Genomic DNA, 19,293 nt, shown 5'->3' with positions numbered 1-19,293 from the left:
GCCTCACACCAGACGCCGTGCCGTGGCCCACCGTGTCAGCTCATGCCGGTTGGAGAGCTGGAGCTTGCGCAGCACCGCCGACACATGCGACTCGACCGTCTTCACGGAGATGAACAGCTGCTTGGCGATCTCCTTGTACGCATATCCCCGCGCGATCAGCCGCAGCACCTCCCGCTCGCGCTGGGTGAGCCGGTCGAGGTCCTCGTCGACCGGCGGCGCGTCCGTCGACGCGAACGCGTCCAGTACGAACCCGGCGAGCCGCGGCGAGAACACCGCGTCGCCGTCCTGGACCCGGAAGATGGAGTCGACCAGGTCCGTGCCGGTGATCGTCTTCGTCACATAACCGCGCGCGCCGCCCCGGATCACCCCGATCACGTCCTCCGCCGCGTCCGAGACGGACAGCGCGAGGAAGCGGACGGGCTGCTCTGCGTCCGCCATCAACGGGGCGCAGCGGCGCAGGACTTCGACCCCGCCGCCACCCGGGAGGTGCACATCGAGGAGGACGACCTCGGGCCGGGTCGCGGTGATGACCGTGACCGCCTGGTCGACATCCGCGGCCTCGCCGACAACCTCGACGCCGGTCTGCTCGGTGCGGCCGATCTCGGCCTGCACTCCCGTACGGAACATGCGGTGGTCGTCGACGAGGACCACGCGCACATGTCGCTCGCCCGCGCTCCCGCCGGTCGACTCCACGGGCTCGTTGGCCTCGGTCGGGTCGCTCATGACGTCTTCTCCGCCCTCTCCATCTCCAGCTCGACCTCGGTGCCGCCGCCGGGTACCGCCCGGAGCCGGGCCGTACCGCCGTTGCGCTCCATGCGGCCGATGATCGATTCTCTGACGCCCATGCGGTCGGCGGGTATCGAGTCGAGGTCGAAGCCCGGACCGCGGTCCCGGACGGACACGAAGACGGTCTTTCCCTCCACCTCGGCGTAGACCTGCACGGCGCCGCCCTCGCCACCGTACTTGGCGGCGTTCACCATCGCCTCGCGCGCGGCCTGCATCTGTGCGCCGATCCTCTCGTCGAGCGGGCAGTCGCCGACGACCACGACCTCTATGGGGACGCCGTGCATGTCCTCCACCTCGGCGGCATTGCGCCGCACCGCGTCGGCGAGGTTGGCGGGTTCGTCCTCCTCGTCCTTGCCGGTGCCCTCGGGCTTGTAGAGCCACGTGCGCAGGTCGCGCTCCTGGGCGCGGGCGAGGCGACGGACCTCGTTCGCGTTCTCCGCGTTGCGCTGGATCAGGGTCAGGGTGTGCAGCACCGAGTCGTGGACGTGCGCGGCGACCTCGGCGCGCTCCTGGGCGCGGATGCGCATCAGACGTTCCTCGGAGAGGTCCTGGGTCATCCGGACCAGATACGGCCCCGCGAGGAGCGTTATACCGACGAGGACCGCCAGGGCGGCCTGCAGGACGGAACCGAGGTGGGCTGCGGAGCCCTGTAGGACGAAGATGCCGGAGACGCCTGCCGTGACCAGGACGACGCCGCCCGCGGCCCGCAGCAGACTGAGGGTGCGCCGACGCCGCCCGACCTCCATCCAGCGGGCCCTCCGGGCGTTGTCCGCCTGGCGCCAGACCAGGGCGACGCCCGCACCGACGAGGACGGCGGGCAAAAGGTAGGCCTTCGCGCCATTGCCCAGGTCCACACTGCCGACGAAGACCATGGCCACCACGACCATGAGGAGCAGCGCGACGATCTGCCCCTTGTCGGGCTTGCGGGCGACCAGTCTGCGGCGGCCGTCGGCCGCGGTCTCGGTGGTGAAGGGGGGCGGCCGCTGCGCGTCGACACCGCCGACGCCGAGCGGCACGAAGAACCAGAACGCGGCATACAACAGCGCGCCGAGGCCGTCCGCCATGAACAGGCCGACAAAGACGAGCCGCACCCAGATGACGGGCAGGCCGAGATGTCCGGCCAGCCCCCGCGCCACGCCCCCGAGCCAGCGTCCGTCACTGCTGCGGTAGAGCTTGCGCGGCGGCCGCGGTTCGACGAGTGGCGCTGCTGCGGCTTCCGGCATGCCATCGATGTTCACACGCCCGGCCGACCAGGGCATCAGGGTCGACCCCCTAGACTCCCCTGATCTTCGGAGGCCGCCGGCTCGCACACATCCCCCGCCCCCGCCTCAGGGCCGATATCAGGGTCCGACCAGGGTCATTCCGACTCCCATCCCGCCGACTCGCCCGTCACCATGGACCCATGACTGATCACCAGCACGCCGCGGACTCCGTGCCCGAGCCGGAAGCCGTGCCCACCACGGGCACCCCGTCCGGCCCGGCACCCGCGAGCGCCGCGGGTGAGGAGCCTCGCGCGCACGCGGGCGCAGAAACAGGGGCGTCCGAGGAAGCGGGCGTCCTCGACCCGCCGCACAGGTTCCGGCGCGACCGGGGGAACAAGATGCTGGCCGGCGTGTGCGCCGGGCTCGGCCGGCAGTGCGACATGGACCCGGTGATCTTCCGGATCACCCTCGCCGTGCTCTCCGCGACCGGCGGCATAGGCCTGATCTTCTACGGCTTCGCCTGGCTCTGCGTCCCATACGCCGACGAGGACGAGAACGAGGTGCGCAAGCTGCTGACCGGCCGAGTCGACGGCCAGGCGCTGACGGCCGTGCTGTTCGCGCTGGTCGGCTGCGGCGTGTTCCTGACGCTGCTGAAAAACGGCGGCGTGCTCGCCTTCGCCGTCGTCCTCTCCCTCCTCCTCGCGGGCGCCGGCTACTGGTCACGGCACCGTGGCACCCCCGACCCGGACCCCCTCTCGGCCCAGGCCGTCGCCGACGCCCCACCGGAGGCCCAGGCCCCACCGGTCCCCACCGCCTACCCCTCCTGGTGGCGCGACCCCATCGTCAAGGACGGCACCCACGATGGCGGCACGGGCTATCTCTGGGGCCCACGCGAGGCCCGCGACCGCGACATCGCGGCCGCCGTCAACATCGGCCTGGGCAACACCTGGAGCAGCCGCCAGGACATACGGACCCGACGCTCCCAGCAGCCCAAGCCCCGCGGCCCCCGCTGGATCGGCGGCTGGGTGTTCCTGCTGGCCCTCCTCGCGGGCGCCCTGGGCACGGGCGCGACCTGGGAGGACGACACGCTCGGCACCAGCCTCCAGACCGGCCTGGCCTGCGCGCTGCTGGTCATAGGCCTGGGCATAGCCATCAGCGCGTTCCTGGGCCGCACGGGAGCGGGCTCCGTCTTCCTGGCGATCATCACCGCGGGCCTACTCGCTGCCTCGGCCGCCCTGCCCAAGGACATCAGCACCCACTGGACCGAAAAGGACTGGCGACCGGCGGCCACGACACAAGTACAGGACGAATACGAGCTCGGCACGGGCGTCGGCACCCTGGACCTGACCCGACTGCGGTTCACCGAGGGCCAGACGGTGACGACGAGGGCCGACGTGGGCGTCGGCCGGCTGAAAGTGATCGTCCCCAAGGACGCGACCGTGAAGGTGAGCATCGACGTGGGCGTCGGAGACATCCAGCTGCCGGGCGACGACGAGCGGGACGTGGACGTCGCACCGGGCAAGCAAAAGGAGCTGACCCTGAAACCGACCACGGGCACCAAGAGCGCGGGCACGTTGGAACTCGACCTGAGCGTCGGCGTCGGACAGGCGGAGGTGAGCCGTGCTACGTCATGAGTTCCAGCCCGGAAGGCTGGTCGCCGGCACCTTCCTGACCCTCGCGGGCATCATCTACGCCGGTGACGCGGGCGGCGCGTGGGAGACACCGTGGTTCACGGTGATCCCCCTGGTCATCTTCGGCCTGTTCCTGGCAGGCACGACGGCCCTCCTGACCCGAGCGATACGCCGCAGACACCGCGCCTCGACACGCACGCCTGCCACCCCCCGACAGGACACACCCAACTGACCGGCGGCAGAGCTACCGATACCCACCAGTCCGATGCCGTCGCCGGGCACGAAGAGCCGCATCCACCGACAAGAAGGGAGCACCGGCCAGCACCAGCGGCAGCCAGGCCATCAGATAGGCCAGGTCGTTGCCGTAGTAGTAGGGATCGGACGCCCAGCTCACTGTCAACCACAGACTCAGCGAGATAAGCGCCCCACCGAGCGCCGCCAGACGGGCGAACAACCCGATCAGCGTCCCGATGCCGACGGCCAGCTCACCGAAGGCGATGGCATAACCGAAGGCCACCGGATTGTCCAAGGCCATGTCCACCATGGCCGGAATGGCCGCCGAGTCCCGAACGGCACGCATCATGTCGCCGATCGATCCCGCACCGGAGTCCTTCATGAAGGCGCTGTCGGTGATCTTGTCCAGGCCGGCATAGATGAAGGTGACGCCGAGGAAGACGCGCAGCGGGAGCAGCGCGTAATGGGCAGCGGTGTCCCGCCAGCTCCGTCCGCCGTCAAGATAAGGGCTGTGGGTATCCGTGTGCATACCGTGAGTCATCGCCAGTAGCCGCCTCTCGCCCGCCGTGCCGTGACCCCTCAAAGACCATACGTACGCATTGGCTGCGCCGCTCAACCGTCCCGCCCCGCATTCTCCGCCCCGGCCAACCCCCGGGAAACCCCCACGCGCCCTCAGACCCCACGGCCTGAAACGGGACTTCACCCGCAAACGGACGGCCTAAAGATGCCCAGGCGGCGTACCCCCACCGCCCGCCAGCCGCGCACGGCGGCAAGGGGACGTGCCGGGGGGTGTCCGCCCGCAGCGGCGGGCGTCAACAAACGCCAACCACCCTGCCCAACAGCAACCGCCCGACCGAGGACGGACACCCCCCGGCACGGCCCCGACCCACCCACCAACCGTTGGCGCTACACAAGCCCCCACCGACCCCGCACAGGCCGCCGCAGGCATCCCCCACCCAACCGCCGGAGGCACCCGTCACTCAGTCACATCAATGACGTACCGATTGGTCTCCACCCCCGCCGCAGTAACCACCTGCACCTCCACCCGCCCCGGCTCCACCTCCACCGGAACCGGCACCGTCAGCACCGCATCCGTCGGATTGCTGAACCCCCCGGCCACCGGCACCAACGGCACATGCACATGCACCGCCCCCACCCGCACCACCATCCGCGACAACCCGTCCGCCCCCTGCGCCCCGGGCGGCACAAACCCGGCCCCCCGGATCTCGATGTCGTCGCCCGTACGGATCGGCGCGTCCAGATCCCCGGCCTCCCGCGCCCGCACCACCGAGAGAATCACCGGCCGACCCCCCTCCGCGTACTTCCCCGCCAGATACGTCGCCGAAGACACCAGCACCACCACCGCCAACCCCCACGGCAGATCCGGCAACTGATCCGGCCGCCGCGCCAACCGCACCGCCGCGAACAGCAGCGCGACGCCACCGATCACGATGTACTGAATGTCGGCGAACGTCCCCCGCCCCGCGTCATCGGTCAGCAGATCCGCCGCCCGCGGCCGATGCGCCCGAACCTTCTGCAGCCGCTGCCCGAGCACTCGCACCCCGACCACCCGCCGCACCAGCACGGCGATCGCACACACCACGGCGAGCACGGTCACCACACCGGCCCCCCGCCCCAGTTCAAGCCCGGCGATCAGCGCATCGCGCTCCCTGTGTCCGGACGCCGCAGCCAACCGCCCCACCAGCACAAGCACCGCGTACGCCACGAACAGCACCCACGCCCCGGCCACCGCACGCGAGGTGGACAGCCGGTTGTCCTCCCCGATGACCGGCGCCAGCACGCCACCCCGCGCCCGATGGAACCACGACGCCGCGGTGAGCGCCCCGGCCGTGACGACCGCCGCCAGCAGCCCGGCCGTACGCGCGGCGGTCCACCCCGCGCCGATGGCCGTGAGCGCCTGAACCAGCAGCAGCGCCACGACGAGTCCCCAGACCACACACGCCGTACGCCACCACAGCCGCGCGAGCCACGCCTCCCCCTCGGCCCGCCCCCGCTCGGCGACGAGTTCCGCCGACTGCGTCAACTCCTCGGAGACCCACTGCCGGGAGGCCGACGCCGAGTGGGCCACCGCCGCCGGGAGGCCCTGCCCGGCCGCGAACTCGTCCCGCTTCAGCAGGAATTCGGCAACCGCGCGCCGATGCCCCGCACGCGCCCCGTGCGGACAGTCCCCGCAGGTGCAGCCACCCCCATGAGCGCCCACGACCGTGCCGCCCTGTCCAGCCTCGTGCACCGCCACGACCGACGCCCGCCTTCCTCGAACCTCACGACCGACCACACGGCCACATCGCCTTATAGCCCACAGCCCCACCTCCGGCAGCCGGGTCTCACATACCGGCCACCGCCGTTTTCGGCCACCGTCCGAGCCATCCGCAACTCCCGTACGACGACAGCGAATTGTGCCGTACACCACCCGCTCAACGGTCGGCAGGGCCGTGCGGCGCGGGTGATCAAGGAGCAGCCGTGTTGACCCGGCTGCGAGAATTTCCCTATGGCCGAGATCATCCAGCGCGACGGGACCTGGGCCTTCGACGGCACAACGGTCCGGATCACGCCGGGACTCCACCGCTCCGTGCCACTGTTCCGGCAGACGTACGGAGAGATCGCCGTACCCCTCGAAGCCGTGGCGAGCATCGTCTTCGAGCCCGAACGCAGACGCGGACGGCTGCGCATGCGGCTGCGCGAGGGCGCCGACCCGCTGCTCCAGGCGACGGGTGGCCGGCTGCCCGAGACGGCGGACCCGTACCGGCTGGCGGTGGACATCGACCGTGCGGGAGTCGCCGAGTACGTCGCCGAGGAGATCCGCCAGGCACTGCTCCTGGACCAGATCCCCAGGGAGGCGACCAAGACCTACCTCCTCCCCGGCCCACCGGTCCCGGTCTCGGTCCGCTCCTCGGACGGCATGGTCTCCTTCGACGGCACCCAGGTGCGGATCGACTGGTCCGACACCTCCGACCGGGTCAAGCGGGCGACCGGCCCGCGGATCATCAACGTGGGCGACCTCGTCCAGGTCGAGTGGCTGCCGAACTCCGGCTACGAGGACGGCTTCCTGCGCTTCGTGACCCGCGAGACGGTGTTCTCCAAGCTGCCGCCGGAGAAGGACCCGTACGCCCTGGACCTGTGGGGCAGCGCCCGCCGCGACCTGCTCACGGCCCTGGTGGCCACGGCCGTCACCGCCCGCCTGCCGCACCCCTCCACCCGCACCGGCGTCGACTACGCCGACCGCCCCCAGTTGGCGGCATCCGTCCCGCCCCCGGCCGACCACCACGACGTGCTGCTGCGCAGACTGCGGGAGTTGGGCGAGCTGCACCGGGACGGCGTACTCACGGACGAGGAGTTCGCGATCACGAAGGCGGTGGTCCTGCGGGGCTTCTGAGCCTCAGCCCTCCAAGCCAAGCCGCCCAACCCTCTCAGCCCCCACACCCCCCGCACCCCCCAGCCCACAGCCGTCAGCTCAACAGATCCGGCTCACTCCGGCTCACGTCCTGCCACATCGGCTGGTAATTGATCCACGCCACCAGGTCCCCACCCAGCTGCTCCCAGGTGGCCACCGCCTGCCGATGCTCGATCAGCACCGGACGCCCCGCCGCTTTGGCGGTCAGCTGCACCTGGCAGGAGCGTTCCATCGACAGGAACCACCAGGCCGCGGCGTCCACCGAGTCACCGACGGTCAGCAGCCCGTGGTTGCGCAGTACGAGGGCCTTGCGGGAGCCGAGCGCGGACGCGATCCGGCGGCCCTCCAGGGCGTCCACGGCGACCCCCGAGTAGGCGTCGTAGAGCGCGTGGTCCTCGTAGAAGGCGCAGCTCTCCTGGGTGATCGGGTCGAGCAGCTCCCCGAGCGCCGCGAGCGCGCGCCCGTGCACCGAGTGGCAGTGGGCGACCGCGACGACGTCGGGGCGGGCGGCGTGGACCTGGGAGTGGACGGTGAAGGCGGCCTGGTTGACGTGGTAGCGGCCCTCGATCACCTGCCCCTCGGAGTTGGCGAGGACCAGGTCGCTGACGGTGACGTGCTTGAACGGCATCCCGAACGGATTGACCCAGAAGCAGTCGCTGAACTCGGGATCGCGTGCGGTGATGTGCCCGGAGACCCCGTCCTCGAACCCGAGCCGTCCGAAGATCCGCAGCGCGCCCGCGAGCCGTTCCTTGCGATGCCGGCGCTCGTCGTCGAGGGATTCGTGCATCGGCGGCATCGCGAACCGCAGCTGGTCGGTCGGCAGCGGCGACGGCGGAGTGGGCCCGGAGGGTGTCCCGTGCATATGTCCTCCAGCACTGGGTTGCTTACGGGGCGGAAGTTACCGTCGGTCAGCGCAGGAGAACAGAGTTGTTCTGTAAAGATCCCGCTCGAACGGCGTTCGCCCGGCGGCGGAAACCGGACAGCGGATGTCGAGTATGGGCGCCACACTCACCGTATGACAGTGAACTGGGCAACCTTCGCCGAGGCGGAACCGGACCTCGCCCGCACCGCCGAGGAACGTTTCGGCGCCTTCACCCACCACATCCTCGCCACTCTCCGCAAGGACGGCTCCCCCCGCACCACCGGGCTGGAGGTCCGTTTCCTGAACGGCGAGCTGTGGCTGGGCATGATGCCGAACTCGCTCAAGGCCCTCGACCTGCGCCGCGACCCGCGCTTCGCTATCCAGGCGAACCCCGGGGAGGGCCAGTCCATGGGCGGCGGTGATGTGCGGATCTCCGGACGGGCGATCGAGGTCGAGGACCAGGAGCTGAAGGCCGCGTACACGGAAGAGGTGGAACCTCCGGAGCCGTTCCACCTCTTCCGCACCGAGCTCACGGAGGTCGTGAGGACCTCCATCGAGGACGACAAGTACCTCGTCGTCCAGATCTGGCAGCCTGGCCGACCCCTGCGCACGATCAAGCGCACCTAGGGCCCGTGAAGCCCATGGGGCCTACTCCCACTCGATGGTGCCCGGCGGCTTCGAGGTAACGTCGAGGACGACGCGGTTGACGTCCCGCACCTCGTTGGTGATCCGGGTCGAGATCTTCGCCAGGACGTCGTACGGCAGCCGCGACCAGTCGGCGGTCATCGCGTCCTCGGAGGAGACCGGGCGCAGGACGATCGGGTGGCCGTAGGTCCGGCCGTCGCCCTGCACACCCACGCTGCGGACGTCCGCGAGCAGGACCACCGGGCACTGCCAGATGTCCCGGTCGAGGCCGGCCGCGGTGAGCTCCTCGCGGGCGATGGCGTCGGCCTCACGGAGCAGGTCGAGCCGCTCCTTCGTCACCTCGCCGACGATCCGGATGCCGAGGCCGGGACCCGGGAAGGGCTGGCGCTGGACGATCTCGTCCGGGAGCCCCAGCTCCTGGCCGACCATCCGCACCTCGTCCTTGAACAGCTTGCGCAGCGGCTCGATCAGCTTGAACTCGAGGTCCTCCGGCAGGCCGCCCACATTGTGGTGGGACTTGATGTTCGCCGTGCCGGTGCCGCCACCGGACTCGACCACGTCCGGGTACAGCGTGCCCTGCACCAGGAACTCGACCGCCGGGCCCTCGTCCGCGATGATCTCGGCCTGGGCCTGCTCGAAGACCCGGATGAACTCGCGGCCGATGATCTTCCGCTTCTCCTCGGGATCCGAGACGCCCTTCAGGGCGGTCAGGAACCGCTCCTCCGCGTCCACGACCTTCAGCTGTACGCCGGTCGCGGCCACGAAGTCCTTCTCGACCTGCAAGGTCTCGCCCTTGCGCATCAGGCCGTGGTCGACATACACACAGGTCAGCTGGGCGCCGATGGCCTTCTGGACGAGAGCGGCGGCCACGGCGGAGTCCACGCCGCCGGACAGCCCGCAGATGGCGCGCTTGTCGCCGACCTGCTCGCGGATGGCCGCGACCTGCTCCTCGATGACGTTGCCCGTGGTCCAGTCCGGCTTCAGGCCCGCGCCCCGGTACAGGAAGTGCTCCAGCACCTGCTGGCCGTGCGTGGAGTGCATGACCTCGGGGTGGTACTGGACGCCGTAGAGCTTCTGCTCGTCGTTCTCGAAGGCGGCGACCGGGACGACGTCCGTGGAGGCCGTCACCGTGAAGCCCGCGGGGGCGGCGGAGCAGGCGTCGCCGTGCGACATCCACACGTGCTGCTCGGCCGGGGTGCCCTCGAAGAGGGTGGAGGACGACTTCGAGACATGGAGATCGGTACGGCCGTACTCACGGGAGCCGGTGTTGTCGACCGTGCCGCCCAGGCTCTGCGCCATGAGCTGGAAGCCGTAGCACATGCCGAAGACGGGGACGCCGGCCTCGAAGAGCGCGCGGTCGAGGCGGGGGGCGCCCTCCTCGTACACGGACGAGGGGCCGCCGGAGAGGATGATCGCCGCCGGGTTCTTGGCGAGCATCTCCTGGACCGGCATGGTGCTCGGCACGATCTCGCTGTAGACCCGCGCCTCGCGGACGCGACGGGCGATGAGCTGGGCGTACTGCGCACCGAAGTCGACGACCAGAACGGTGTCGGGGGCGGCTGCGGGGTTCGCTGATGACACGGGTTGCCTTCCGGCGGTGAGCGAGGTGTGTGTGGGGCCGAGTCTACCGGGATCCGCGGGCCCCCCTCCGGGGCAAGCCCCGTCTCAGGATGCGAACCGGCTTGGACACCCCGGGAAGGCGCGGCATACTGACCCCATGCTCACGCACCCGACCTTCCTCTTTACCTATGGCACCCGGCCCGCCGGCTGCCATGGTCGTGCTGCTTGAGCAACTGACAAGCGACTTCCCAGGCGCCCCGGGCCGACAAGGCCCGGGGCGTCTTGCGTTTCCGGGTCCTGTCGCTCCGGGGCGGCCGCACCCCTTACAGGAGCCCCGAATGACTGCCACCGCCGCCGAGCAGACCGGCGCCCGCACCCCCGAGGCCGCCGATGTGATCACCGGCGCCCGTGAACGCATCGACGCACTCGACGACCGGATCATCGGTCTGATCCAGGAACGGATGGCCGTCTCGGCGGTGATCCAGGAGGCGCGGATCACCTCGGGCGGCCGGCGGGTGAACCTCTCCCGCGAGATGGAGATCCTCAACCACTACAGCGAGGCACTGGGCAAGCCGGGCACGTCCCTCGCCATGACGCTGCTCGAACTGTGCCGCGGTCGTATCTGAGTTCGGCACCCCTCTCACCCGTACGGCGCGTGACGCCTCCCGCACCGCTTCGTTGGTACCGGTGTCCGTGCCAGCCAGGGGCGGGCCCGAAAGAACCACGCGTGGCTCGCTTGGAGCGATGAGGTGGACGGATCACGCCGTACGCCGTGGGACCTCGCTCCAGGAAAGTGACCGGACGGCAGGGGACAGCAGCCCGGTCACCCAAGAGAACGGTCGGCTCCGGGGACGCCCGGGGCCGACCGGCGGAACGGGTGAAGTCCCGCCCCGAACACCCGCATCGCCGCCGCCGATTGCCTCGGTCCGGTCGTGCGTTGCCGCACTGCCGGAGATCGAGACCATACGTTGACCAGCGGCGCAACCCCCCGGCGCCGCTCCCAGGCACCGACGCTGCCCTGACGTCGGTGCTGACGAAAGAAGGGCCCCGCGGCTCCGCCCTGCGGGGCCCTTCTCATGCCTCGCGGGCTACGGCTTCGTCAGGTGCGGGAGACGGTGCCGCACTCCTCCACTCGGTCCGCGTCGATGTCCTGGCTGCGGTCGTACGGGTCGGTCGTCGGGCCGGTGGCGGGTGCGCCGGTGGGCGCCGACGAGTCGAACTGGGGGTGCAGATATCCGTCGTACACGGAGCAGGCCGAGTTGCCGATCTCCTGGTCGTAGCGCCGCACGGCGACCTTCCCCGGAGTGACCTGGTACTTGGCCGGGTCGGAGAGCTCCACGTCGAGAACCCGGCGGACGATCGTGCGGGCCACCTCGGTCGAGCCCTCGCGGACGAGCGGGTAGACGAAGGTGTAGTCGGCGTGCACGACGACGGAGGCCTGCTCACCCGCCTTGAACGTCGTGCGCCCGCGCGTCTTGACGACGTCACCGGCGAGCCGCACCTCGGCGGGGTCGAAGCGGCTGAACATCCCTAGGGGATCGTGGTCCTTGTCCGGCTTGCGCAACGCGGTGGTGAGCAGGTCGAGCAGCTCCGTCTGGCGGGGCTCGATGACGCCGAGGGCGGTTTCCGGGCGTTCGCCGCGCAGGGTGGCCGGGTCGAGGTTGGCGTCGACCAGGAGCTTTCTGGTCTGTTGCAGCGCATGCTCCACCTGCGCCTTGGACAGCGTGCCGACCGGGGTGGCCTTGGGCAGTGCGATGCCGGCCTCGCCGTCGGCCCAGCGTTCGGCCGGCGAACCGGCGAACGGCCTGGCCTTGGTGGGGATCGCGGGACCGGCCGAGCCGGGCGCGGCCGTCGGCGCGGCGGTCTCCGCCGGGAGCGGCGACGCGGCCGCGCCCGTCGACGGGGCGGCCGTGCCGAACGGATCGCCGGGTATCAGCGAGGGCCGTACCGCCACGACGGCGACGGCGAGAGGCACTCCGACGATCGCCCACCGGCGACGGCGCCGGGCGGTCCGCCCGTGCGTCTCCTGCCAGGCGGGGCCGGTACGCCAGCCTTCGGGCAGCTCACCCCGGGCGTCCTGCTGCCGAAGCCGCTCGGTGACCATCCGGGCCCGCGCGGACGGTTCCTTCGGTACGGAGTCGTGGTCGCGCTCGGCGTCCTGGACGAACTTCTCCCATGCCTCGTCCGGAATGGACGAGCCCTCGGGCTCCGGTCTGAACCCTTCGGACGGCTTGTTGGTCACGGCGGTGTGCGCTTCCTCTCAGCGGGCTGTCGGCCGCTGAGCGTACGTCAGTTCGGAGCCGCCGAACGGATCACCCTGTCATGTGACGCAGCACACATAAAGAATCTGTTAGTGAAGGCACAACCATTCACTGCCGTCACCGATCCAACCCTGCGAAACAACGGCCGCACCCGGGCCCCACACGGGGAGGCCTCCCTTCAGCGCGTGCTGCGTTTTCGCGGCACTCCGGACTTTCGAGGTCTTCATGAAGCTTCGCCGTGCACTGGCCGCCGCGGCCACGACGGCTGTCATCGCGCCGATCGCGTTGCTGTCCGCGCCGGCCGCGTTCGCCACGGACGACGAGACCGCGACGCCGACGGTGTCGGAGAGCACGCCGGTCGCCGAGGACAGCACCCCCGCGGCCGAGGAGAGCACCCCGGCCGCCGAGGACTCGACCCCCGCCGCCGAGGACAGCACGCCGGCCGCGGACGAGAGCACCCCCGCCGCTGACGAGAGCACGCCGGCCGCCGACGAGTCGACCCCGGCCGCCGAGGACAGCAGCCCCGCCGCCACCCCGTCGCCGAGCGCGAGCGAGAGCGCCCCGGAGGAGGTCGACTTCTGCGAGGACGCGGACGAGGAGGAGGTCGGCCTCAGCGCTGACCTGCACAGCGGTCTGTCGGGCCTGCCCGAGACGATCGTCGCCGGCAGCGGCTGGACCAACTTCTCCTTCGACGTCTCCAACTCCGGCGACGAGGCCATCAAGAACATCAAGCCGCTGATCGGCGTCGCCGCGGTCGGCTGGGACGCCGAGGACTACTCCGGCGACATCAAGGTCCAGGTCTTCAACAAGCAGGCCGGCGCCTGGCAGACCCTCGCCGACGCCGCCGGTGAGGGCGCGACCTTCACCGCGTTCGGGCTCGACGCCGGTCAGTCGACGTCGTTCAAGCTGCGGCTGAGCGTCAGCGGCAAGGTGCCCGACGCCATCGGTATCACCGGCGGCTTCGCGCAGTACTCGGACGCTGACGGTTGCTGGCTCGCCGACGACCCGAACGGCTGGATCTACTTCTTCGACATCCTCGCCGCGGGCTCCGACCCGGGTGACCCGGAGGACGCCAAGCCGCAGACCGGCGGCCAGAAGCCCATCTCCGACGTCAACGAGGTCGACGTCACCGGCAGCCTCGCCGAGACCGGCTCCAGCTCCAACCTGCCGGTTCTCGCCACCGTCGGTGGTATCGCCATCGTCGCCGGCGCCGGTGTCGTGTTCGCGATGAAGCGCCGCAGGGTCGGTGCCGAGGCGTAAGCCTCAGCAGAGCAGCACGCAAGACAGAGAAGGACCTGCGCTCGGAGGGGGGTGCAGGTCCTTCTCTGTTTCCGTCTGTCGCCGCCTGCTACTTCTTCGGCGGCATCGCCGGCATTCCCAGGAACGGCAGCTTCAAGGCCCCGAACGCCTCCGCCGGCACCACCGGCGACTTCGGCTCGACCGGCTTCAGGCGTTCGTACGCCGCTCCCGGCGCCGGACGCGGGTCGGCCTCGCCCTTGTTGGGCCAGTACGACATCGCCCGCTCGGTCTGCGCGGTGATCGTCAGGGAGGGGTTGACGCCGAGGTTGGCGGACACCGCCGCTCCGTCGACGACCGAGATGCCCGGGTGGCCGTACAGGCGGTGGTAGGGGTCGATGACGCCGGTCTCGGGCGAGTCGCCGATCGGGCAGCCGCCGAGGAAGTGGGCGGTGAGCGGGGTGCCCATCAGCTCGCCGACGTTGGAGCCCGCGAAGCCGTTGATGTCGGCGGCGATGACCGACGCGGCCTGCGAAGCGGCCTTGATCTGCTTGGGGTTGGGCGCGCCGTGACCCTGACGTGCCGTCAGCAGCCCCTTGCCGACGCCGTTCGGCTTCAGATACGTCGTCAGCGAGTTGTCCAGCGACTGCATGACCAGGCCGATGATCGTCCGCTCCGACCAGCGCCGGTTGGACAGGGAGCGGGCGACGAGGAGCGGGTGGCGGGCCGCGTTCGCCAGCCAGGCGCCGACGCGCGAGCGGCCCTCGGCGTACGGCACTTGCAGGATCGACAGTCCGCCCATCGAGTTGGAGCCCTTGCCGTAGCGGACCGGCTCGATGTGGGTGTTCTCGTCCGGGTGGATCGAGGACGTGATGGCGACTCCGCGCGTGAAGTCGACCTTCGGCTCGCCCGTGGCCCGGCGGTAGCGCCGGTTGTCGGTCTGCGCGCCGACCAGGGCCTCGGAGTTGGTGCGGGTCAGCTCGCCCAGCTTCGGGGAGAGGTACGGCAGTTGGCCGCCGGCCTTCATCCGGTGCAGCAGGGTCTGGGTGCCGTAGGTACCGGCCGCGATCACCACCCGGCGGGCCTTGAACAGCCTGTCCCCGCCCTTCTTGCGGTCCGTCGGCAGGGTCGCCACCGCGTAGCCGCCCTGTGAGTCGTCGGTGATCGAGACGACCGTGGTCAGGGGGTGGACGACCGCGCCCGCCTTCTCGGCCAGATAGAGGTAGTTCTCGTTCAGCGTGTTCTTCGCGCCGTGCCGGCAGCCCGTCATGCACTCACCGCACTCCGTGCACGCCTTGCGCGCCGGGCCCGCCCCACCGAAGTAGGGATCGGCGACCTCCTGGCCCGGCTCGACCCGCGACTCGCCCTCGGCGTCCTTGCCGTCCCCGAAGAACACGCCGACCGGCGCCATGTGGAAGCTGTCGCCGACGCCCATCCGCTCGGCCGCCGCCTTCAGATGGACGTCGGACGGGGTCATCGTCGGGTTGAGCCGTACCCCGAGCATGCGCTGGGCCTGGTCGTAGTACGGCTTCAGCTCTTCCTGCCAGTCGGTGATGTCACGCCACTGCGGATCGTCGAAGAAGGCCTTCGGCGGTACGTAGAGGGTGTTGGCGTAGTTGAGGGAGCCGCCGCCCACGCCGGCGCCCGCCAGCACCATGACGTTGCCCAGCAGATGGATGCGCTGGATGCCGTACATGCCGAACTTGGGGGCCCAGAGGTAGTTCTTCAGGTCCCAGGAGTTCTTGGGGAGGGTTTCGCGGGTCCAGCGGCGGCCGGCTTCCAGGACACCTACGCGGTAGCCCTTCTCGGTGAGACGAAGGGCTGTGACGGAGCCGCCGAAGCCCGATCCGACGACGATCACGTCGTAGTCATAGGTGTCCTGTGGCACATGCTCTCCTCGTTGAGAACGGGGTGTTGCTGAACGGCTGTTCCTACTTGAACCGGAAGGCCTTCATCACCCGCAGGCTCCGGCTCATGAACTGCGCGTACTTCTCGTCGTCCATGCCCAGCGACGGCGCCATCGGCAGCAGCCGCTGCTGGGCGACCGTCTGGGCCTCCGTGTACTTGAGGATGCCCTCGGAGCCGTGCCGGCGGCCGAGGCCGGAGTCCTTCATGCCGCCCATGGGGGACTGGACGCTGCCGTAGGCGGGCGCGTAGCCCTCGTTGACGTTGACCGTGCCGGTGCGCAGGCGGGCGGCGACCGCGCGGCCGCGGCTGCCGTCCTTCGTCCAGACCGAGGAGTTCAGGCCGTACGGCGTGGAGTTGGCGTGCTCGATCGCCTCGTCCTCGGTCTTGAAGCGGTAGATGGACACGACCGGGCCGAAGGTCTCCTCGGAGCAGACGGTCATCTCCGGCTCGACACCGTCGAGGATCGTCGGCTCGAAGAAGTACGGGCCGATGTCGGGGCGGGCCACGCCACCCGCGACCAGCTTGGCGCCCTTCCCGACGGCCTCCTCCACATGCCGGGTCACCGTCTCCAGCTGCCGCTCGCCGACCAGGGAGCCCATGTCGGCGCCGTACGCCAGGGACTTGCCGAGCCGCATCGCCTTGGTGCGCGCGGCGAAGCGCTCGACGAAGGCGTCGGCGATCGACTCGTGGACGTACAACCGCTCGATGGAGATGCACAGTTGGCCGGCGGAGGAGAAGCAGGCGCGGACGGCGCCCGCGGCGGCCTTCTCGATGTCGGCGTCCTGAAGGACCAGCATCGCGTTCTTGCCGCCGAGTTCGAGGGAGACGCCGACCAGGCGGGCCGCGGCGCCCTGGGCGACCTCGCGGCCGGTGCGGGTGGAGCCGGTGAAGGAGACGTAGTCGCCGTGCCTGACCAGCTCGGGGCCGACGACCGGGCCCTCGCCGAGGACGACCTGGAAGACGTCGGCGGGCAGTCCGGCCTCGATCAGGAGGTCGCGCGCCCACAGTGCCGTGAGGCAGGTCTCCGTGTCCGGCTTCATCACGACCGCGTTGCCCGCGACGAACGCCGGGAGCGCGTCACCGACGGACAGCTCCAGAGGGTAGTTCCAGGGCGCGATCTGGCCTACGACGCCGCGCGGGTGGCGCAGTTCGGTGACGCGCGTGAGCGTGGGCACGGCGCCCGCGTGCCGCTTCGGCTTGAGGTAGGCGGGTGCCTTACGGCCGTAATGGCGGGCCGCGACGGCTACGGCCTGCACCTCCTCGTGGGCGTGCAGCCGGGCCTTGCCGGTCTCCAGCTGGATGAGGTCGAGGACCTCGGCCTGACGTTCGAGCACCAGGTCGTGGAAGCGGAGCAGGACCGCGGCGCGCTGCCGCACCGGGACCTGCGCCCAGACGGCCTGCGCCTTGCGGGCCGCATCGAAGGCCTTCGCCACGTCCTCGGGCGTCGATTCCGGCAGGTCGGCCAGCTTCTCGCCGGTGAACGGCGTGTGGTTGGCGGTACGGCCGGAGCCGACCACGCCCTTGGTCAGCTGCGCCACCAGCTCGGGGGTGACCACGTCGGCGGCGGTACGGGCGCCCTGCGGGGCGGGGGCGAGGGGGTTGGTGCCGGTCTTGGCCGGGGCCTGCGCGTCCGTCATGAGCCGCAGAGTATGCCGGAGCGGGGGCTTTGTGTACCCGTCGGTAACGGGGATTCACCGACTGCTCACATGACGCCAGTGTTCGCTGGCAACAAACGCACTGATCAGGGCGTTGCCGACGAGGATCGGGTGGCGGTCAGTCCGGTCCGATCTCAAGTCGGTCACGGGCACCCTTGAAGACCGCGGTGCCCTTCTTCTCCGTGGGCGTGCCCTTGGGCATGTCGACGCGCAGCTCGTACATACGCTCGTCACCGGTGACCACGATCAGCTGCATGACACGGCTCGGCGACTCCTCCATGTCGTAGGTGGTGTCGGAGAGGACCGCGTCATAGCCCTTGAAGGTGGTGCGGGTGGCCTGGGTGCTCGCGTCGTGGTTGTAGCTGTCCCAGGTGTCGTGCGCGTCCTGCGCCTGGTCCAGCAGCGGGCGGGGTGCCTTGTCCCACTGGGTGAGGCGGACCTGGACGAGGCCGATGTCGTAGACGACGAGCCGGGGCGGGTCGGCGGCGCTGCCCTCCCGCGCGGCCTCCTTGTACTCGGGCGGTAGGGAGAGGACGGCGTCCATGTCCTTCTCGCGGTGTGCGATCCACGTGGGGGCGGTGGGGGCCGGGGCCGGCGTGGACCCGGGGGTCGTGGGGGCCGAGGTGTGGACGGGGTTCATCTCCTTGACGTCGGCGCCCTTGTCGGCGAGGACGCGGGAGGTGGTGAACCAGGTACCGGCCACGAGGAGGGCGGCGAGGGCGGCGACGGGGGCGGGGCGGAGCAGGCGGGGGCGGCGTGGGGGCCTCGTAGGGGGCGTCGAGGCGGTTGACCGTTCGGGGGGATTTCCCGGGTTCGAGGGGGTCGTCGAGGCGGTCGGCGGCTCGGGAGCCGCTCCCGTGGCGGGCCCGGCTTCCGGTTCGGACTCGTGCTCGTGCTCATGCTCCGACTCCGGCTCCGGCTCCGGCTCCGGCTCGCCCACCGCTTCCGACGCCGCCCCATGCGCCAGCCGTACCGTCCCCGAATCCTCCGCGAACTCCCGCAGCCCCGAGGCGTCCTGCGGCCCCGCCATCGCCGGCCCCCCGGAGGGCGCCGGCACCGGCCACCCCGCCGCCACCGCCTCCAGCGCCGCGCCGACCTCCTCGGCATCGGGCCGCAGGTCGGGGTCCTTCCCGAGCAGCCGCACGATCAGCGACCCCAGCGGTCCCGCCTGCTTCGGCTCGGGCGGATCGGCGGCGAGGATCGCGGCGAGCGTGGACTCCAGGGTCGTACGGCGAAAGGGCGACCAGCCCTCCACGGCGGCGTACAGGAGCACGCCCAGCGACCACAGGTCGGAGGCGGGGCCGGCGCCCCGGCCGGACATCCGCTCGGGGGCGATGAACTCCAGGGAGCCGATGAACTCGCCGCTGACGGTGAGGGATTCCTCGCCCTGGATGTGGGCGATGCCGAAGTCGGTGAGGACGACGCGGCGATGGGGGCCGAGCAGCACGTTGGCGGGCTTGACGTCGCGGTGGACGATGCCGACCGCGTGCGCGGCGCGCAGGGCACCGAGGACGGCGACGCCGATGCGGGCGGCCTCGGACGCCTCCACCGGGCCGCGCTGGAGGAGTTCGTGCAGGGACTCGCCGCGGACCAGTTCCATGACGATCCAGGGCAGTCCGTCCTCCACGACGACGTCATGGATGGAGACGGCGGCGGGATGGTCGACGCGGGCGGCGGCGCGGGCCTCACGGTAGAGCCGGTGGGCGGCCCGCTGATGGGCGGCGTCCTCCGGGTCGCCGGGCAACCTCGGCTGCTTGACGGCGACTTCACGGTCCACCAGTTCGTCGAGCGCCCGCCAGACGGTGCCCATGCCACCGGAGCCGATGCGCTCGACCAGGCGGTAACGCCCGCCGATCACACGCCCGTTGGGTCCGGTGCCGCCACCGCCATCGCTCATGTCC

General features: G+C 70.7%; 16 protein-coding genes. 6 read left to right on the top strand and 10 right to left on the bottom strand.

Translation table 11 applies throughout. The features are described 5' to 3' along the window. Positions 1 to 3: 3 nt before the first annotated feature. On the bottom strand, positions 4 to 723 hold the full coding sequence (locus ACZ7NC_RS12045) for a LuxR C-terminal-related transcriptional regulator (protein WP_383237463.1): 720 nt from the start codon (positions 721 to 723) through the stop codon (positions 4 to 6). Continuing rightward, on the bottom strand, positions 720 to 2,009 hold the full coding sequence (locus ACZ7NC_RS12040; protein WP_471487276.1) for an ATP-binding protein: 1,290 nt from the start codon (positions 2,007 to 2,009) through the stop codon (positions 720 to 722). The genes ACZ7NC_RS12045 and ACZ7NC_RS12040 overlap by 4 nt, the downstream gene beginning before the upstream one ends. A 179-nt stretch (positions 2,010 to 2,188) precedes the next feature. Here ACZ7NC_RS12040 and ACZ7NC_RS12035 point away from each other — a divergent pair, with 179 nt between their 5' ends. Both ACZ7NC_RS12035 and ACZ7NC_RS12030 read left to right on the top strand, forming a co-directional pair. Next, positions 2,189 to 3,622 carry a PspC domain-containing protein gene (locus ACZ7NC_RS12035; RefSeq protein WP_471487274.1) on the top strand — a complete coding sequence of 478 codons (1,434 nt, stop codon included), beginning with the start codon at positions 2,189 to 2,191 and terminating at the stop codon, positions 3,620 to 3,622. Next, the gene (locus ACZ7NC_RS12030) at positions 3,609 to 3,851 is read left to right on the top strand and encodes a hypothetical protein (protein ID WP_471487272.1); all 243 of its coding nucleotides are present in this window, start codon (positions 3,609 to 3,611) and stop codon (positions 3,849 to 3,851) included. The genes ACZ7NC_RS12035 and ACZ7NC_RS12030 overlap by 14 nt, the downstream gene beginning before the upstream one ends. Positions 3,852 to 3,863: 12 nt before the next feature. Here the strand turns inward: ACZ7NC_RS12030 and ACZ7NC_RS12025 are convergent, their stop codons facing one another. Further along, positions 3,864 to 4,394 (bottom strand): DoxX family protein, encoded by a 531-nt coding sequence (locus tag ACZ7NC_RS12025; protein ID WP_471487270.1) that lies wholly within the window; start codon positions 4,392 to 4,394, stop codon positions 3,864 to 3,866. A 435-nt stretch (positions 4,395 to 4,829) separates the two neighbouring features. Continuing rightward, positions 4,830 to 6,110 (bottom strand): hypothetical protein, encoded by a 1,281-nt coding sequence (locus ACZ7NC_RS12020; protein ID WP_471487268.1) that lies wholly within the window; start codon positions 6,108 to 6,110, stop codon positions 4,830 to 4,832. A gap of 252 nt (positions 6,111 to 6,362) precedes the next feature. Between ACZ7NC_RS12020 and ACZ7NC_RS12015 the strand changes: the two genes are divergently transcribed. After that, the gene (locus ACZ7NC_RS12015; RefSeq protein ID WP_471487266.1) at positions 6,363 to 7,247 is read left to right on the top strand and encodes a DUF4429 domain-containing protein; all 885 of its coding nucleotides are present in this window, start codon (positions 6,363 to 6,365) and stop codon (positions 7,245 to 7,247) included. A 73-nt stretch (positions 7,248 to 7,320) separates the two neighbouring features. Here ACZ7NC_RS12015 and ACZ7NC_RS12010 read toward each other — a convergent pair whose 3' ends face one another. Continuing rightward, on the bottom strand, positions 7,321 to 8,127 hold the full coding sequence (locus ACZ7NC_RS12010) for a class II aldolase/adducin family protein (RefSeq protein WP_471487264.1): 807 nt from the start codon (positions 8,125 to 8,127) through the stop codon (positions 7,321 to 7,323). 153 nt (positions 8,128 to 8,280) lie between these two features. On the opposite strand from ACZ7NC_RS12010, the gene ACZ7NC_RS12005 reads away from it, so the two are divergent. Then, a complete protein-coding gene (locus tag ACZ7NC_RS12005) occupies positions 8,281 to 8,754 on the top strand; it encodes a pyridoxamine 5'-phosphate oxidase family protein (protein ID WP_471487262.1) in 474 nt (157 codons plus the stop codon). A 21-nt stretch (positions 8,755 to 8,775) separates the two neighbouring features. Here the strand turns inward: ACZ7NC_RS12005 and guaA are convergent, their stop codons facing one another. After that, the gene (gene guaA / locus ACZ7NC_RS12000; RefSeq protein ID WP_471487260.1) at positions 8,776 to 10,353 is read right to left on the bottom strand and encodes a glutamine-hydrolyzing GMP synthase; all 1,578 of its coding nucleotides are present in this window, start codon (positions 10,351 to 10,353) and stop codon (positions 8,776 to 8,778) included. An 89-nt stretch (positions 10,354 to 10,442) separates the two neighbouring features. Between guaA and ACZ7NC_RS11995 the strand changes: the two genes are divergently transcribed. Then, entirely contained in the window at positions 10,443 to 10,958 is a 516-nt protein-coding gene (locus tag ACZ7NC_RS11995; RefSeq protein WP_471487258.1) for a chorismate mutase, read from the top strand. A gap of 473 nt (positions 10,959 to 11,431) precedes the next feature. Here ACZ7NC_RS11995 and ACZ7NC_RS11990 read toward each other — a convergent pair whose 3' ends face one another. After that, complete coding sequence (locus ACZ7NC_RS11990; RefSeq protein ID WP_471487256.1) at positions 11,432 to 12,574, bottom strand: hypothetical protein; 1,143 nt, start codon at positions 12,572 to 12,574, stop codon at positions 11,432 to 11,434. Positions 12,575 to 12,818: 244 nt separating this feature from the next. Between ACZ7NC_RS11990 and ACZ7NC_RS11985 the strand changes: the two genes are divergently transcribed. Next, positions 12,819 to 13,853 (top strand): LAETG motif-containing sortase-dependent surface protein, encoded by a 1,035-nt coding sequence (locus ACZ7NC_RS11985; protein WP_471487254.1) that lies wholly within the window; start codon positions 12,819 to 12,821, stop codon positions 13,851 to 13,853. A gap of 88 nt (positions 13,854 to 13,941) precedes the next feature. Here ACZ7NC_RS11985 and ACZ7NC_RS11980 read toward each other — a convergent pair whose 3' ends face one another. The 3 genes from ACZ7NC_RS11980 to ACZ7NC_RS11970 form a co-directional block, all read right to left on the bottom strand. After that, positions 13,942 to 15,717 carry a GMC family oxidoreductase N-terminal domain-containing protein gene (locus tag ACZ7NC_RS11980; RefSeq protein WP_471487252.1) on the bottom strand — a complete coding sequence of 592 codons (1,776 nt, stop codon included), beginning with the start codon at positions 15,715 to 15,717 and terminating at the stop codon, positions 13,942 to 13,944. Positions 15,718 to 15,760: 43 nt separating this feature from the next. After that, positions 15,761 to 17,374 (bottom strand): succinic semialdehyde dehydrogenase, encoded by a 1,614-nt coding sequence (locus ACZ7NC_RS11975; protein ID WP_471487250.1) that lies wholly within the window; start codon positions 17,372 to 17,374, stop codon positions 15,761 to 15,763. A gap of 136 nt (positions 17,375 to 17,510) precedes the next feature. Then, complete coding sequence (locus tag ACZ7NC_RS11970; RefSeq protein ID WP_471487248.1) at positions 17,511 to 19,289, bottom strand: serine/threonine-protein kinase; 1,779 nt, start codon at positions 19,287 to 19,289, stop codon at positions 17,511 to 17,513. Between the last annotated feature and the right edge of the window lie 4 nt (positions 19,290 to 19,293).

Source organism: Streptomyces sp. NPDC111802 (genome assembly GCF_055634335.1).
This window is presented reverse-complemented; position numbering and strand designations above follow the sequence as displayed.